The sequence below is a fragment of the Paraburkholderia sp. 35.1 genome, from assembly GCF_050436525.1.
GTDB classification, from domain to species: Bacteria; Pseudomonadota; Gammaproteobacteria; order Burkholderiales; family Burkholderiaceae; genus Paraburkholderia; species Paraburkholderia tuberum.
Genome location: NZ_JBNDMJ010000003.1, coordinates 3,180,367 through 3,196,446, shown reverse-complemented (window position 1 = coordinate 3,196,446; position 16,080 = coordinate 3,180,367). Strand labels below are relative to the sequence as shown.

Genomic DNA, 16,080 nt, shown 5'->3' with positions numbered 1-16,080 from the left:
AGGCGACCGCGATGGTCGCCTTTCTCTTTCTGCCGGTGCGCTTACCGTTTGCGCGGCGCGCGTGACGTGTGCTTTGCCTCGGTCAGCTTTTCCGGGCTTGGCACCTTCGACAACTCGCCAACGATGTCACCCGTACGCCGATCAACTGCCAGCCCGATCATGGCCCCCTGTGTCGATCTGAGGCGAACATGGACGGGGGCCGACTTATCCGCTTTGGGGTCCGGGTGCATGTAGAGGTCGATGCGTTCGAACGTATCAGCGAGCAGCTTGCGAGCCTTCATGCGCGCGTCGGGATCGAGGTCCAGCACACGCTTTTGCAGCGCTGACCATTCCTTCGCGGTGCTCACCTTTTGATGTGTACCGACACGCGCCTCGCGCTCCAGTTCCTGCACCTCTGCGGTTACGCGCTCCAGCGCCGTTTCAGTATCTCGCAGCACCTTGCGTTCGGTCTTGGTAAGGGGATCGTCCTCGTCCTCAAGGCGTTCCTCATACCGTGCAATCTTCGCTTGCAACGACACGGCCTCGGTGCGCTTCGCTTCCAGTTTTTCCGCCGCCGGGTTCGCGCTCGCGTCTGAACGGAACAGTCGGTCGAGGTTGGACTGTTCGCCGCAGAAGGTGAGCACGGCGCGCTCGATGGGCGCGGCGAGAACACTATCTACCTCGCACCGGCAGGCACCGTCTTTTTTGATTGAGTGGCCGCAGCGCAGGCGGCGGATGAACACCCTGCCGCTCTTTGCGCGCGACTTGTATTGATTGGACGCTATTAGGGGATGACCACACGATCCACAAAATGCAACGCCGTTAGCGGTGAGGATCGGCGGCACATCCGCGTTTGCGCGGGGCACCTCGCGATTCTTCCAGAACAGCCGCAGCGCATCCCATTCGTCGGGTTTGAGGATCGGGGGATAGTAGCCTTCGAGCGCGTATTCCTGGCCCTCGATTTCAAACACCTTTTCACCGATCAGCGCGCGCGACTCAAGCGTTCGTTGTACCTGAAATGTGTTCCAGTGCTTGCCGGTGCCGTCGCCAATTTCAAACCCTTCCTCTTTCATTCGGCGCGCGATTACGAGCGCTCCGTTACCTTGCATGTAGAGAGCGACAAGGCGGCGCACGGCGGCGGCCCCTTGGTCAACCAGCCTTATCGAGTTGGTGGCCGGATCGTACAGCGTCCACCACGGGTCGGTTCCGCGCGTGATCCGTCCCTTCGCCTCGCTGAACATGCGCGGCGAACCAACGAGGAACCCGCGCGCACCTTTTTGCCAGTTCTCGCAGTGCGTCTTGAGCGCGCTTCGTGCGCCCCGCGATTTCGTCTCGCTTTCCTCGTTCGCGCGCATGAACACAAGCTCGGCCCAAAGCGAGCGCGTCTTGTCCTCGCGGTAAGCGGCGAGGGAGAACTCCTTGCCGTCGCTCGTTGTGATGATGCGTATTCCGCCCCGAACGAGCCGGTCGAAGTGCTCGCGCGCGAACACGGGTTCCTGACGGCTCAAACGGTCGAGGCTCTCAAGGGCGAGTCCCTCGCCAGGCAGGACGTCGCCCGCGTCGAAGGCATCGAGAAATCGCCCGAGCGCGCCGCGTCTTACGTGGTCGCCGTGGTAGCCGGAAAGACCCAAATCCTCTAGCCGCAACTCGCGGTCAAGCACGAAGCCGTTCTCTGCCGCCCACTTCTCGGCGTAGGCGTCCTGACGGGCGATACCCGTGCCCGTCTCCTGCTTCTTGCTGGAGATGCGCGCGTAGGTGAACAGGCGGGGTTGACGGGCGACTGTTGCCGGGGTCGCTTGAGCCGGTTTCCGGGGCAAGCGGCGCGCGGGGCGCGGGGCGGTAGTGGCGGTCATGGCGGGGTCGGTGGGTGAATTTTGAAGGGACCCCATTATACCAAAACGGGTTTGTAAACTAGACAACCAGCTTGCTCGATTTGCAAAAGCCGATCTGGTCCGGTGCGATCACGCGATAGCCGGCATCGCTCAGCCGGCGAATCGTCGCGTCCCACGTCGCCGAGCAGAAATTCTTGCCGTGCAGCAACACCACGGTGCGGCCGTTCGCATGCGCGGGCTTCACGTCCATGAAGGCCATCTGCAAAGGCACGCCCTGCGAGGTGAATTCGAAGCGTTCGACCGGCGCCGGGTAGCTGAAGCCCTGCAGCTCCGGACCGTAGGCCGGGCCGGAATCGTCGAGGGAAGACGCGGCCGCGGCGCTCGCGACGGCCGGGCTCGCCTCGCCGACCGGCACGCCCGCCGGCGTGGCGGCCACCGCGACAGACGCCGCGCACAACATGGCGCAGGCGCAGACACTCGACAGGGCAAGCAGGAATGGGCGGTGAAGATTCATCGGGATGCTCTGCAAAAAACGCAATAGGGATGCACGAGGCAGGGAGCGCACGATTCTACGATGCGCCGCCGAACTCCGCCGCCAGTCGTGCACTGCGGACACGGCACACGGCCGTGGCGAGATGGCATGCATATTGCGCGTTCTGGGCTCAAGCATCGTCCGGACACGACCTCGTGGCCAATGTGTTGCGCCGCACCGAAAAACGCGCCGTAACAGGCGATCGTTTGAGGATGATCCGCCACGCGGCCCCCGCAATAAACATTATTCGCTCGCGTCCAATCGGTGCTAGAACTGACTGACGGACCCGCGAAAACAGGCAGCGAAGAACGGCAATGCGGCACGACTGCCAGGCAGCCCGAATCATCAGCGCAGAGGAAGCGACCAGATCACCCCCGGGGGTATATCAATCAAGCAACCATCTTGCATGCGGTCGGAGCGAGTGCTGAAGGGCTCACTCCGATCGACAGGAGACAAATATGAATACTCCGGCACGGCTGAACGACTTACAGCGCACTACCCTCGCGATCGTCCTCGCCGGCGGACGCGGTACCCGGCTCGGCCCGCTCACGAACAAGCGCGTGAAGCCGGCGGTGCACTTCGGCGGCAAATACCGGATCATCGACTTCGCGCTGTCCAATTGCCTGAATTCCGGCATCCGCCGCATCGCGGTGGTCACGCAGTACAAGGCCCATTCGCTGCTGCGGCATCTGCAGCGCGGCTGGAGCTTCCTGCGCGGCGAGATGGGCGAGTTCATCGACCTGTGGCCCGCGCAGCAGCGCGTCGAAGGCGCGCACTGGTATCGCGGCACCGCCGATGCGGTGTTCCAGAACCTCGACATCATCCGCTCGATCCGCCCGAAGTACGTAGTCGTGCTCGCGGGCGACCACATCTACAAGATGGACTACACGCGCATGATCGCCGATCACGCGGACAGCGGCGCCGACTGCACGGTCGGCTGCATCGAGGTGCCGCGCATGGAAGCGGTCGCGTTCGGCGTGATGGCCGTCGACGAAAATCGCCGCGTGACCGGCTTCGTCGAAAAACCGGCCGACCCGCCTGCGATACCCGGTCGCCCCGACACGGCGCTCGCGAGCATGGGCATCTACGTGTTCAGCGCCGACTACCTGTACACGCAGCTCGAAGAGAACATCGCCGCGATCGATACCGATCACGACTTCGGCAAGGACATCCTGCCGCGCGTCGTCACGCGGGGCGTGGCGATCGCGCATCCGTTCAGCATGTCGTGCGTGTCGTCGGACCCGAGCGTCGAGCCGTACTGGCGCGACGTCGGCACGATCGACGCGTATTGGGCCGCGAACCTCGACCTCGCCTCGACGATACCGACGCTCGACCTGTACGACGAGTCATGGCCGATCTGGACATACCAGGAGCAGCTACCGCCCGCGAAGTTCGTACGCGACATGAAGGGGCTGCAGGGTTCCGGCAACAATCTGATCGTCTGCGGCGGCTGCGTGATCTCGGGCTCGCAGATTTCGCGCTCGGTGCTGTCATCGAACGTGAAAGTGAGTTCGTTCTGTAATATCAATGAGGCAGTGTTATTGCCGCAGGTCACGGTCGGCGCGAGTTGCCGCCTGCAGAAGGTCGTGATCGACCGTGGCTGCACGATTCCGGAAGGCACGGTGATCGGCGAAGACCCGGCGCGCGACGCCGAGCGCTTCTATCGCACCGACGAAGGCGTCGTGCTGGTCACGCAGGAGGCGTTGCGCGAGCATCCGTAGTAGCGCGCCCACCGCTGCCCGCGCCGGCGGCCACGCGCCGCCGGCCAGGCTTCACCTTGCTTCACCCGGCTTCGCCCGAACCACCACTGACTATTTGCCGACCCCGAGCAACCCTGCCACCCCGACAGAGACCCGGCCTATGACGATTCGCGCCCTGCACGTCGCAAGCGAGCTGTATCCCCTCCTCAAAACGGGCGGTCTCGCCGACGTCGCGGGCGCGCTGCCGTCCGCGTTGATCGAGCGCGGCGCCGACGTGCGCGTGCTGCTGCCGGGCTTTCCGGCCGTGCTCGCCGGCCTGCGCGATCTGCAGCCGGTCGCGCAACTGGGCAGCCGCTTCGGCGCGCCGAACGTGACGCTCGAACGCGGCACGCTGCCCACCAACGGGCTCGCCGTCTACGTGATCCGCGCCGCGTCGCTGTACGATCGCCCCGGCAACCCGTATCTGAACGACGAACACGTGCCGTACGGCGACAACGCGCAGCGCTTCGCGCTGCTCGGCTGGGTCGCCGCGCAACTCGCGCAGCAAACGGACCCGACGTGGTCGCCGCAGATCGTCCACGCGCACGACTGGCACGCGGGGCTCGCGCCCGCCTACCTGAAGGCCGCCGAACGCGAGCACGGCCGCGCGCCCGCGCGCAGCGTGTTCACGATCCACAACCTCGCCTACCAGGGGATTTTTCCCGCGCATCAGTTCGGCCTGCTCGGCCTGCCGCACGATTTCTTCAACATGCACGGCGTCGAGTTTTATGGTCAGCTGTCGTTCCTGAAGGCGGGGCTCTACTACGCCGAGCGCATCATGACCGTCAGCCCGACCTATGCGCGCGAAATCCAGACGCTCGCGCACGGCGGCGGGCTCGATGCACTGCTGCGCCATCGTGCGCACGATCTGAGCGGCATCCTGAACGGCGTCGACTACACGGTGTGGAATCCCGCCACCGATACGCTGCTCGCGACGCACTACAGCGCGTCGAGACTGGCGGGCAAGCTCGCCTGCAAGGAAGCGCTGCAAAAGCGCTTCGGCCTCGCGCAGAGAAGCGACGCGCTGCTGTTCGGCGTGGTGAGCCGGCTGACCGAGCAGAAGGGCCTCGATCTGCTGCTCGGCGCGGTGCCCGAGATCGTCAAGCGCGGCGGGCAACTGGTCGTGTTCGGCACCGGCGATCCGGCGCTCGAGAATGGCCTCAGGATGGTCGCGCAGGCGCATCCGGAATCGGTCGCGGTCGAGCTCGGCTTCGACGAAATCCTCGCGCATACGATCATCGCCGGCAGCGACGTGGTCGCGGTGCCGTCGCGCTTCGAGCCGTGCGGGCTCACGCAGCTCTATGCGCTCGCCTACGGGTCGCTGCCGCTCGTGCACTGCATCGGCGGGCTCGCGGATACGGTCGCCGACGCATCGCTCGAAAACCTCGCCGACGATTTCGCCACCGGCTTCGTGTTCGAACGCTTCGATCCGAAGGGACTCGCCTCGGCGATCCGCCGCGCGTTCGCGCTGTACGGACGCCGCACCGAATGGAAGGCCACGCAGCGGCGCGCGATGCGCCAGGACTTCGGCTGGGGCGCGTCGGCCGACCGCTATCTGGCCTTGTATCGCGAGCTCGTCTGAAGCATCCGGCCGCACGCTGAACCGTCAGGTTTCGTTAATCTTTACGCGCGTTTGATGGTTCGGCGCAACAGCACGGGGACGGATCAACTCGCGGCTGTCAAACTCCTGTATCGTTTGCTGGCTTGCCGGCTATGCAGTTCGTGGGTTTTTCCTGCACCATCTGTATCAGGCATGTCTGCCGCACGGCGCCCGGGCCATCGGCCCGCCCGCGCGAGCCTCCCCTTCCAGTTGTTTTGTTGACCGCGCATGACCGGTTGCGCGAGCCTTACCATGACGAAAAACGTTCTGAGCATCCAGTCCCATGTCGTGTTCGGTCACGCCGGCAACAGCGCGGCCGTGTTTCCGATGTGCCGGCTCGGCGTCAACGTGTGGCCGCTCAACACCGTGCAGCTCTCGAATCACACGCAATACGGGCATTGGAGCGGCAGCGCGATCGACGCATCGCAAATGGAAGATCTCGTCGACAGCATCGGCGCGATCGGCATGCTGCCGCGCTGCGACGCAGTGGTCTCCGGCTATCTCGGCACGAAGGAACAGGCGCAGGCGGTGATTGACATCGTCAAGGCCGTGAAGGCGGCCAATCCCCGCGCCTGGTACTTTTGCGATCCGGTGATGGGCGCCACGGGCGGCTACAAGGTCGAGCCCGGCATCCAGGAATTCCTCGTGAAAGAAATGCCGCAAGTCGCCGACGGGATCGCGCCGAATCACATCGAATTGCAGCGCCTCGTCGGTCGCGAGATCGAGACGTTCGAGGAAGCCGTCACCGCGTGCCGCGAGCTGCTCGCGCGTGGGCCGAAGCTCGTGCTCGTCAAGCATCTGCTCGATCGCAACAGCCCCGCCGACCGCTTCAACATGCTCGTCGTCACCGAACGCGAAGCGTGGATGGGACAGCGTCCGCTCTATCCGTTCGCGCGCCAGCCGGTCGGCGTCGGCGATCTGACGAGCGCGGTCTTCGTCGCGCGCACGCTGCTCGGCGATTCGATCCGCTCGGCCTTCGAGCACACGCTCGCCGCGGTCAACGCGGTCGTCAAGGCGACCTGGCAGGCCGGACGCTATGAACTCGAACTGGTGGCAATGCAAAATGAAATCGCCCAGCCGCGCGAGTGGTTCGATGCGTGGGTCGCGGAAACGGCTTAGATGACTTAGGCACGTGGCTCGTTGCCGAGCGCCCTCGCCAGCACCCTGCTGGCGGCCGTCCTATAATGCGTGCCGCGTGGACCAGGGCTTGCGCCCTCGCGCCACGGCATTTTCAGCATCCGGCATTCAGCAGACGAGGCATTCGATGGACGGTCATATCCGCAGCGAGCGGGAAGAATTTTTTGAGCAGTTGTGCATCAGCGTCGACGCGGACGAAGCGCACGAACAGGAAGCGATCGAGTTCTTCGAGAACCAGTTCGACCAGCCCGACTTCGATCCCGCGCAATGGCTCGATATCGCGCTCTACTACTCGGCCGCCGTCGCGCGCGGCATCGTCGACATGGTGACGGCCGACGACAAGGCACGCAGCAACATCGCCGAAATCATCGCCGACAATCTCGACATCTCGTACGGCGAGGACGACTGCCAGCAGTTCGCCGAGACGATCGAATTCGCGCTGAACAACGGCGTGCCGGTCGATCTCGACGTGGTGCTCGACGGCTGCCAGCGCGCGATCGACGATCTCGACACGTGGGCCGACGAAGACACGAAGGCGCCGCTTTTGCGTCTGCGTGAAGAGCTGCTGCGCCAGCAAGGCGAGCGCTAGGCAACAGGCTCGAATCTCCTCCGACACCGCAACACCGCAACACCGGCCGGCGCGCTCGCGCCGGCTTCTTAAGCATATGCCGTAATCCGCAGCCCAGGCGGACCTTCGCACGGCAAGCCAGCTTGCATGCCTCACGCACGCTCCATGCGCACCACATGCACCACATGCACCTGTTGCCGCCTATGCCGAAATGCTCATCCAAAACGCCACGAATTGCCAAGACGACGGCAATTTGGCTTTCTATATTCGCCCCAGATTGACGTCGCGAACACGCTGCGAGGCTCAACGCCAGTGCGCGTATTCCAGCATTGTGAGCGGCGAGCGATCCTTCGTAGTCTTGCGATGCGCGAGGGCTTGCCTCGGCCTCACGTGTCGTACCGCTTCGCTGTCGTACCGCTTTCATAACAACCGTCGATGCAAGGAGAGACCATGAGTCTTCGCAACACGCTGAAACCGCTGGCCATGCTCGTGGGTGCGATGTTTGCCGTCGCGCCTGTTGCCAGTTTCGCCGACGACCTGCCGGTCAAGATCGGCTTTGCCGCGCCGCTGACGGGCGCCAATGCCGGCTACGGCAAGGATCTGGAAAACGGTGTGCGGCTCGCGATCGACGAAGCCAACGCGCAGAAGATCAAGATCGGCGACAAGGTCGCGCATTTCGAGATCGTCTCGCAGGACGACCAGGCCGACCCGCGCGTCGGCGTGCAGGCCGCGCAGAAGCTGGTCGACTCGGGCGTCGCGGTGGTCGTCGGCCACTTCAACTCGGGCACGACGATCCCGGCCTCGCAGGTCTACGAGCAGGCTGGCATTCCGGTGCTCGATCCCGCCGCGACGAATCCGATCATCACGGGCCGCGGCTTCGCGAACACCTTCATGGTGATTTCGACCGACGCGCAGAACGCCGGCAATGCGGGCGCCTATGCCGTCGACGTGACGAAGGCCAGGCGCATCGCGATCATCGACGATCGCACCGCGTTCGGCCAGGGCGAAGCCGACGAGTTCGAGAAGGCCGTGAAGGCGCACGGCGGCAACATCGTCGCGCGCGACTACACCGACAACCACGCGGTCGACTTCAGCACGCAGATCACCAAGTTCAAGGGCGCCAATGCGGACCTCGTGTTCTTCGCCGGCCTCGACAGCCAGGCGGCGGGCTTCGCGCGGCGCATGAAGCAGCTCGGCCTGAACGCACAGCTGGTCGGCGGCGGCGGCGTGATGGACGAGGACTTCATCAAGCTCGCGGGCGATGCGTCCGACGGCGCGATGGCCTGGGAATACGGCCGCCCGCTCGCGCAACTGCCGGGTGGCAAGGACTTCAACGCGAAGTTCAAGAAGCGCTTCGGCGCGGACGTGCTGTCCTATGCGCCGTTCGGCTACGACGGCGCGTGGGTCGCGATCAAGGCAATGCAGCAGGCCAAATCCGACTCGCCGAACGTGTACCGTCCGGCGCTCAAGTCGATCGACTACGACGGCGTGACCGGCAAGATCTCGTTCGACAGCACCGGCGCGTTGAAGAGCGGCGCGTCGACGCTGTATCAGGTGAAGAACGGCGCGTGGGTGCCGGTCGTGACGAAGAGCGGCACCTAAGCTCCACGTCCGGTAAATCGTCGCGGCCCTGCCCGGCGCGTGGCCGGCGCGGGGCGCGCTACTGCCACGCGCTCGCCGCCCGGACGACCACCTCGGCATCGAGATCGCGCTCGATGCGCACGAGGTCGTCGCGAATCGCCGCGAATTCGTTTGGCGTACACATCTGATGGCCGAACGCGGCGCGCAGATGCCGGTTGACCTGCAACGTGCGCGTCGCCGGATCGAAGACGTAGTGCGACGCAAACGTGAGCAACGGGTCCTCGACCGTGCTGTCGGTCGGCAGGTCGGTCACGCGTACGAAGCGCGGCAAGCTCATTTCCAGCGTTTCATCGAACTCCCCGCCGATGCACGCCCACGGCTGCGTTCTGACGGGCTCCGCGAGCCACGCCTCGACCTGCGAGCCCATGCCGCCAGCGAGGCTCGTGAGCGCCCGCACGGCAGTCGTGCCGTCCGGCCAGATCAGATGCGGCACGCTGCCCTGCATCGACGTCGCGAACGGACCGCCGGTCACGGCGACGTCGTCGGTCTGCAATTGCGCGGAGCCGTGCAAGCCCGTTTGCAGCAGACGCCTGGCGGCAAGCTGCTGCGCGCCCTCGCGCGTCGCGCGGCGGAACGTGTTGCGTTCGAGCTCCGCGGTATAGCCCCGATCCTCGACCCGGTACGCATAATGTGCGGTGCCGTTTTCGTCGATGTCGATCTGCACGCGCGCCTTGCGTTCGCGCCGTTGAGTGGCCGGCGTGCGCGCGAGCACGCCGTCGTCGACGAGCAGCACCGGCCGGTCCATGACGCCGCCAGGCAGATAGCCGAACGCGGTGCCGCCCGCCGTCGTGTCCGCGAATTGCGCCAGCTCGGGAATCCAGATGATCGCGTGATTGATCGCGCTCGCGCCGTAGCCGGGGACCTCGGGCAACGTGTAGTACGGACCGAGATTGAGCAGCACCGGCTCGCTGCGAATGCCGGCGGCCGCGAGCAGCGCGCCGTATAGCGCGACGTGGTCCTTGCAGTCGCCGTAGCGGTTGCGCAGGATGTCGGCCGCCTTGTGCGGAATCGCCGCCGTCTCGCCGAGAAAAAGCGCGACGTAGCGGATGTTCAGACGCATCCAGTCGTACAGCGCGCGGGCTTTGTCGCGGGGATCGGTAAGGCCGGCCGTCAGTTGCTGTGCGAGACCGATGATCGCGGGATCGTCGCGGGTCGCGTCGTTGTCGGCGGGACCGCGATAGCGCGCGGCAAAGCTCGCGAAGTCCGGCACCGTCGACACCATCAGCCGGTCGCCCCAGTTCGCGTAGCCGACCGCGCCCGCTTCGAGCCGCGCATAGGGGCCGTGCCGGTAGTCGAACTCGTAGCGCGTGCGGCCGTTCGCGGTGATGGTCGGCATCGCGACGTAGCCGCGCGCATCCGCATAGAGCGGTACGTCGGCGGGAAGGTCGAAGATCAGACGCTGCTCGTCGACGGGCTCGAGCGACGGCTCGACCAGATAGGCGAAGGTGCCCGCTTGCAGCGCCTTCGCGCGGGTCTTGCGAAATTCCAGGTGCACGCGCGAGCCGATCGTGACGCCGGGGAAGATCACGGTGCGCAACACACCGTCCTCGAAGCTCGGCGCGCCGGACGAGCGCGGCTCCTGCACGTCGCGGATCGCCTCGGGACCGACCGCATGCGCGGTGCCGTCAGGGTCGATCGTTTCGGCGGCCAACTGTTGCACCTGCTCGATGTCCTTGTTGAACCACACGTAGCGTTGCGCGATCTCGTCGACGCCGCTGGCCGTGTCCGCGCGCATCAGCGTGTCGTCGTGTTCCTCGACGGAACCGTCTTTCTGGATCACGAACAAATGGACGTCGCGCTCGATCGTCGCAGGGGCACGTTCGTTGGTGGAGGTGGCGATTTCGCCGGCTGCCGCGCAAAGCGGCAAGGCGATGCCGCTCGCGGCGGATAGCGCGGCAAGCAACGCCGCGGCGCGCACGCGGCATGCGCGCCCGATCATCGCGATCGACGTGTGCGCCAACGTGACGACGACGTTCCCCAAGATCCACCTCGGCCAGGTTCGTGTCGTCGTTGTAGCACATCGCCGACCCGTGCGTTTCGGGGTGGGGTCGGCGTTGCCGCGTCGAGCTCGAGCGGCATTGGAGTCACAGGCGCTCCCGCGACGCAGCGGCCGGCGTCGATCGTCTTCACTCGCCGTCGTCGAGCTGGCTCAGCAGCGCCTGCAGTTTTTCCACGTGCCGCAGCAGCATGTGCCGGTGCTTGTCGATCTGTTCGAGCCGGCCCTCCAGGTCGGCTTGAATGCGGTCGTCGAGTTCGGCCGCGGCCATCACGTCCTCGACCTTCGCGCGCATCGATGCGAGCTCCACCGGCGCGTGCAGCAGATGCCGCTCGAAGCGCCGCACTTCCTGCGTCGCGAGATCGCGCACCTTGCGAAAATGCGCATGACGGCGGTGCGCTTCGACATCGAGCGTTTCTTCCTCGAGGCGTCGCGCGGGCGGCGGCTGCCCAAAAATCGGCTCGGGCCGCAACACCGTCTTCTTGCGCACCGGATGCGCGGTGCCCCGAAAGCGCGCGAGCGGCTGCTCGTTGTCGATCGCCTCGCGCGCATTCGGCGGGATCTCCTGACCGGTGTGCGGCACGTTCATCCAGCCGCCCGGCAAACCGGTGACGGCCTCGACGCCGCGCACGAATTCCTCGCTGAATTCGCGTTGGCCCGACAGCATCAGCTTCAGGTAGCTCGCGGAAAACGTCATCATGCGCGCGAGCCGGCTCGCGGCGCCGACCTCGCTGGTCAGCAACACCAGGTTCGCGCGCCAGACTGGCAGCAGCAATTCGTCGGAATCTTCCATCGCTGGGTCTTCCATCTTTTCGCCTGATGAATCGATGACCGCGTCGCGCATGTCATCGTTTTGAAAGGGTCGTCGTCTCGCGGTGTCGCGTGCAATGCCGCTATGCCGCTTTGCGTGCGGTGGGGCCCAGATGCCGAAGGTACACATTTGACACGGTACGCACCGGCCAATTCAGCGCAAAGCGCGTTAAAACAGGGCTTACGACACATCGCGTGTTGCATCGACACACGTATTTGCGCGCCGGTCCTATCCGCGGCCGCTTGATGTGGCATGCTTACACGCCGATGCGGCACGCGTCGTGCTGCATGGCTTGCTCCACAACACTGACTTAAGGGTTTTGTAATGAAGAAAATCGTTCTCGCCATCGCCGCAGCCGTTGCCACCCTGAGCGTGATCGTCCCCGCTCAGGCCGATGAGCATCACCACGAGTGCCATAAGGTGCGCGTGCATCATCATTGGGAAAAGCGCTGCCACTAATGGCGGTGAAACCGTGTCCGAGGGACGCGGTGCACATCAAAAAGCCCCGCTTTCGCGGGGCTTTTTTTCATGGCGCGCCGCGTCTTGAAACAGCCGGCGCACGATACGCTGTGCGCGCTCGACGCTCAAACCATTCCATATGAACGCGCCGGCACGCAATCACGGACACATGCTGTTACACCTTCGCGATACGCTGACCGATGCAGGCCGACGCGGACCACGATGCCGCGCGCTCCTGCAGCAATCGTGATCCGCGTGGTGAGAAAGGAATACAAGCTTCAGGCGGATTTCACGCGAGCGAGCGCCGTCGTTACCAGCGCTTCGAGCAGCGGCGCGACCTTCGCGGCGAGGTCTTCATCGTATGCATAAGGCAGGCGCTCTTCCATGTAGGTGATCTGCGACAGCTCGAGTTGCACCGCATGCACGCCCTGCTCGGGCTGCCCGTATTGCCGCGTGATATAGCCGCCCTTGAAGCGGCCATTCGCGATCGCCGTATAGCCGCTTTGACGCCCGACCAGCGCGGCCAGTTCGTCGGCCAGGCCCGGCGCGGCGCTCGCACCGTTCGACGTGCCGAAGTTGAAATCGGGCAGACGTCCGTCGAAAAAACGCGGCACGCGCGAGCGGATCGAATGCGCTTCCCACAGCAGCACCTTGCCGTGCTTCGCCTTCAGCGCCGCGAGCTCGCCGGCCAGCGCGTCGTGATACGGCTTCCAGTAAGCGTCGCGACGGCGCGCGATTTCGGCGTCATCGGGCAGATGGCCGTCGCGATAGAGCGGCTCCCTGTCGAACGTGTCGACCGGCAGCAGAGCCGTAGTGTCCTGCCCCGGGTACAGGTTCGCGCCGTCGGGCGGACGGTTCAGGTCGACCACGTAGCGCGCGTAGGTCGGCGTCAGGATCGACGCGCCGAGGCGCTTCGCGAATGCGTACAGGCGATCGAGATGCCAGTCGCAATCGTCGGTGCGTTGCGCGACCGGTGTCATCGTCACGGCGATGTCGGCGGGGATTTGCGTGCCCAGATGCGGGATCGAGATCAGCAGCGGCAGGCTTCCCTGATGCAGCGAGAAAACCGGCGTGAGGTTCGAAGCAGTCATGTCAGTCCGGAATCAGTGGGATCGGAGAATCAGTTCGGCGGGTCATGGCCGTTATTTGAGCAGTTCCGCGAGCGCCGCGCGATAGCGCGCATAGGCACCCTCTTCGTCGCGATGCCGGCGATCGTCGACGACCTTGACGCCGCCCGCGTAGACGTCGCGGATCGGCGTATCGCCGTGCTCGCAGAATACGACGCCTGACAGCCACGCCTCGCGCTCATGCCCGGCGATGCTCGTATGGTCGGCGTCGAGCACGAGCCAGTCCGCGCGATGGCCCGGCTGCAACGCGCCGACCGCGCGGCCGGTCGCACGCGCGCCACCGTCGAGCGCGGCCGCGTACAGACGATCCGCGACATGCGGAGCTTGCGCCGACGCCAGCACGTTGCGCTGCCGGCGCGTCAGACGCTGGCCGTATTCGAGCAGACGCAACTCGGCGCGCCAATCGACGCCGACATGGCTATCCGAGCCGACGCCGATGCGGCCGTGCGCGTCGAGATAGTCTTGCGCGGGAAAAATGCCGTCGCCGAGATTGGCCTCGGTGGTCAGACACAAACCCGCGACCGCGCCGCTCTTCGCGAGCGCGAGCGTTTCGTTCGCATCGACGTGGGTCGCGTGCACGAGACACCAGCGGCTGTCCACATCGAAACGATCGAGCAGCCATTGCACCGGCCGCGTGCCTTCGGTTTCGAGGCACGTGTCGACCTCGGCGGTCTGTTCGGCGATATGGATGTGGACAGGCACGGTTGCGTCGATGCCGCCGAGCAACCTGCGCAGCGACGCCTCCGATACCGCGCGCAGCGAATGCGGCGCCACGCCGTAACGCAGCGCCGCATGTTCGGGGCGCGCGGCGCGTAGCGTGCCGAGCAGATCGAGCAGGCTCTCAGGCGTATTGATGAAGCGCCGCTGATCGTCGCGCGGCGCGCGCGCGCCGAAGCCGCTGTACTGATACAGCACCGGCAGCATCGTGATGCCGATACCGCTCACCGATGCCGCGTCCACCACGCGTTGCGCAAGCTCGGCCTGATTCGCGTAGCGCTGGCCGTCCTGCGCGTGGTGCACGTAGTGGAACTCGCACACCGACGTATAGCCCGCCTTCAACATCTCGATGTAGAGCCACTGCGCGACGCTCGCGAGGCCTTCCGGCGTGATGCGCGCGGCAAAGCGATACATCAGGTCGCGCCACGACCAGAAGTTATCCGTCGCATTGGCGCGATATTCGGTGAGCCCCGCCATCGCACGCTGAAACGCGTGCGAATGAAGATTCGGCATGCCTGGCATCAGCGGGCCCGCCGCCTTCGGCACACCCGCCGGCGCCTCGGGTTGATCCGTCGTGACCGCGCTCAGCGTGCCGTGAGCGTCCCATTCGAGCAGCACGTTGCGGCGCCAGCCTTCAGGCAGATACGCGTCAGCGGCGAACAGCGATTGATTGGATTGCGTCATCTCTCAGGTTCTAGTTCAGGTCACACGCGACTCGCGCCGCGTATAGACGGTTTCGCCCGCGCGCACGACGCGCGCGCAGAGCGGCCGGCCAATCCAGTAAGCGAGCTCCGCCAGCGAATCGACCGACCACACCGCGAAGTCGGCCGCGCGACCGACCTGCAGCGCACCGTGCCGATCGCTCTTGCCGAGCGCGCGCGCAGCGTGCGCGGTGACGCCTTGCAGCACCTCGGGCACGGTCATGCGAAACAGCGTGCTCGCCATGTTCATCATCAGCAGTAACGAAGTCGCCGGTGAGGTGCCCGGGTTGCTGTCGGTCGAGATCGCGATCGGCACCTCGTAGCGCCGCAGCAGTTCGAGCGGCGGCAACTGGGTCTCGCGGATGAAGTAGTACGCGCCCGGCAGCAGCACCGCGACGGTGCCCGCTTCCTTCATCGCGGCGACTCCGGCTTCGTCAAGAAACTCCAGGTGATCCGCCGACAGCGCGCGATGCCGTGCCGCGAGCGCGGTGCCACCGCCGTTCGACAACTGCTCGGCGTGCATCTTGACCGGCAGCTCGTAGCGCGCGGCCGCGTTGAACACGCGCTCGCTCTGTTCCAGCGAAAAACCGATCCGCTCGCAGAACACGTCGACCGCATCGACGAGGCCTTCGTCCGCGAGCGCGGGCAGCATCGTGTTGCAGACTTCGTCGATATACGCGTCCGCTCGGCCCGCGAATTCAGGCGGCAACGCGTGCGCGCCGAGAAACGTCGTATAGACCGTGACCGGATAGCGCTCGCCGAGTTGCCGCGCGACGCGCAGCATCTTGCGCTCGCTCGCGAGATCGAGGCCGTAGCCCGATTTGATTTCGATCGCCGTCACGCCTTCGGCGAGCAGCGGTTCGAGCCGCGCGGCCGCTTGCGTGAACAGCGACGCTTCGTCCGCGGCGCGCGTCGCGCGCACCGTCGACACGATGCCGCCGCCCTGTCGCGCGATTGCTTCGTAGCTGACGCCCGCGAGCCGCTGCGCGAATTCGTCGGCGCGCTGGCCGCCGTACACGAGGTGCGTATGGCAATCGATCAGGCCCGGCGTCACCCATGCGCCGCGCAGATCTTCGCGCGGCCATGCGGCATAGCGCGTGGGTAAAGCGGCGAAAGCGCCGAGCCACGCGATACGGCCGCCGTCGACCGCAATCGCGGCATCGGCGAGCGTGTGGCGAGGATCGCCCTGCGGGCACAAATTCAGGTGATGCCAGACGGTTTGCTTCATCGCGTGCTCTTTG

General features: G+C 65.4%; 12 protein-coding genes and 1 pseudogene. 6 read left to right on the top strand and 7 right to left on the bottom strand.

What is annotated here, in order from left to right:
* Positions 1–41: 41 nt before the first annotated feature.
* The gene (locus OKW27_RS34935) at positions 42–1,832 is read right to left on the bottom strand and encodes a recombinase family protein (RefSeq protein WP_429336114.1); all 1,791 of its coding nucleotides are present in this window, start codon (positions 1,830–1,832) and stop codon (positions 42–44) included.
* Positions 1,833–1,902: 70 nt separating this feature from the next.
* Positions 1,903–2,325: pseudogene (locus tag OKW27_RS34930) on the bottom strand (alpha/beta fold hydrolase); the annotation flags it as partial.
* Positions 2,326–2,801: 476 nt separating this feature from the next.
* Here OKW27_RS34930 and glgC point away from each other — a divergent pair.
* The 5 genes from glgC (at position 2,802) to OKW27_RS34905 (ending at position 8,989) form a co-directional block, all read left to right on the top strand.
* A complete protein-coding gene (gene glgC / locus OKW27_RS34925) occupies positions 2,802–4,064 on the top strand; it encodes a glucose-1-phosphate adenylyltransferase (RefSeq protein WP_090803975.1) in 1,263 nt (420 codons plus the stop codon).
* A gap of 139 nt (positions 4,065–4,203) precedes the next feature.
* Positions 4,204–5,664, top strand: a complete 1,461-nt coding sequence (glgA, locus tag OKW27_RS34920) for a glycogen synthase GlgA (protein WP_429336113.1) — start codon at positions 4,204–4,206, stop codon at positions 5,662–5,664.
* A 270-nt stretch (positions 5,665–5,934) separates the two neighbouring features.
* Entirely contained in the window at positions 5,935–6,801 is an 867-nt protein-coding gene (gene pdxY, locus OKW27_RS34915) for a pyridoxal kinase PdxY (RefSeq protein ID WP_090803972.1), read from the top strand.
* A gap of 145 nt (positions 6,802–6,946) precedes the next feature.
* Positions 6,947–7,408 (top strand): hypothetical protein, encoded by a 462-nt coding sequence (locus OKW27_RS34910; protein WP_090803970.1) that lies wholly within the window; start codon positions 6,947–6,949, stop codon positions 7,406–7,408.
* A gap of 429 nt (positions 7,409–7,837) precedes the next feature.
* Positions 7,838–8,989 carry a branched-chain amino acid ABC transporter substrate-binding protein gene (locus OKW27_RS34905; RefSeq protein ID WP_090803969.1) on the top strand — a complete coding sequence of 384 codons (1,152 nt, stop codon included), beginning with the start codon at positions 7,838–7,840 and terminating at the stop codon, positions 8,987–8,989.
* A gap of 58 nt (positions 8,990–9,047) precedes the next feature.
* On the opposite strand, the gene OKW27_RS34900 is transcribed toward OKW27_RS34905, so the two are convergent.
* Positions 9,048–10,967, bottom strand: coding sequence for a DUF3857 domain-containing transglutaminase family protein (locus OKW27_RS34900; RefSeq protein ID WP_429336624.1), 1,920 nt, complete (start codon positions 10,965–10,967; stop codon positions 9,048–9,050).
* A gap of 187 nt (positions 10,968–11,154) precedes the next feature.
* Complete coding sequence (locus OKW27_RS34895; RefSeq protein ID WP_090805671.1) at positions 11,155–11,817, bottom strand: hypothetical protein; 663 nt, start codon at positions 11,815–11,817, stop codon at positions 11,155–11,157.
* A 342-nt stretch (positions 11,818–12,159) separates the two neighbouring features.
* Between OKW27_RS34895 and OKW27_RS34890 the strand changes: the two genes are divergently transcribed.
* On the top strand, positions 12,160–12,294 hold the full coding sequence (locus OKW27_RS34890; protein WP_279613323.1) for a hypothetical protein: 135 nt from the start codon (positions 12,160–12,162) through the stop codon (positions 12,292–12,294).
* Positions 12,295–12,572: 278 nt separating this feature from the next.
* On the opposite strand, the gene hutG is transcribed toward OKW27_RS34890, so the two are convergent.
* From hutG to hutI, 3 genes are read right to left on the bottom strand one after another with little or no spacing between them, the layout of a single operon-like run.
* The gene (gene hutG / locus OKW27_RS34885) at positions 12,573–13,385 is read right to left on the bottom strand and encodes an N-formylglutamate deformylase (RefSeq protein ID WP_429336112.1); all 813 of its coding nucleotides are present in this window, start codon (positions 13,383–13,385) and stop codon (positions 12,573–12,575) included.
* Between the two features lie 51 nt (positions 13,386–13,436).
* Entirely contained in the window at positions 13,437–14,822 is a 1,386-nt protein-coding gene (locus tag OKW27_RS34880) for a formimidoylglutamate deiminase (protein ID WP_429336111.1), read from the bottom strand.
* A 15-nt stretch (positions 14,823–14,837) separates the two neighbouring features.
* Positions 14,838–16,067, bottom strand: a complete 1,230-nt coding sequence (hutI, locus tag OKW27_RS34875; protein WP_429336110.1) for an imidazolonepropionase — start codon at positions 16,065–16,067, stop codon at positions 14,838–14,840.
* Positions 16,068–16,080: the final 13 nt, after the last annotated feature.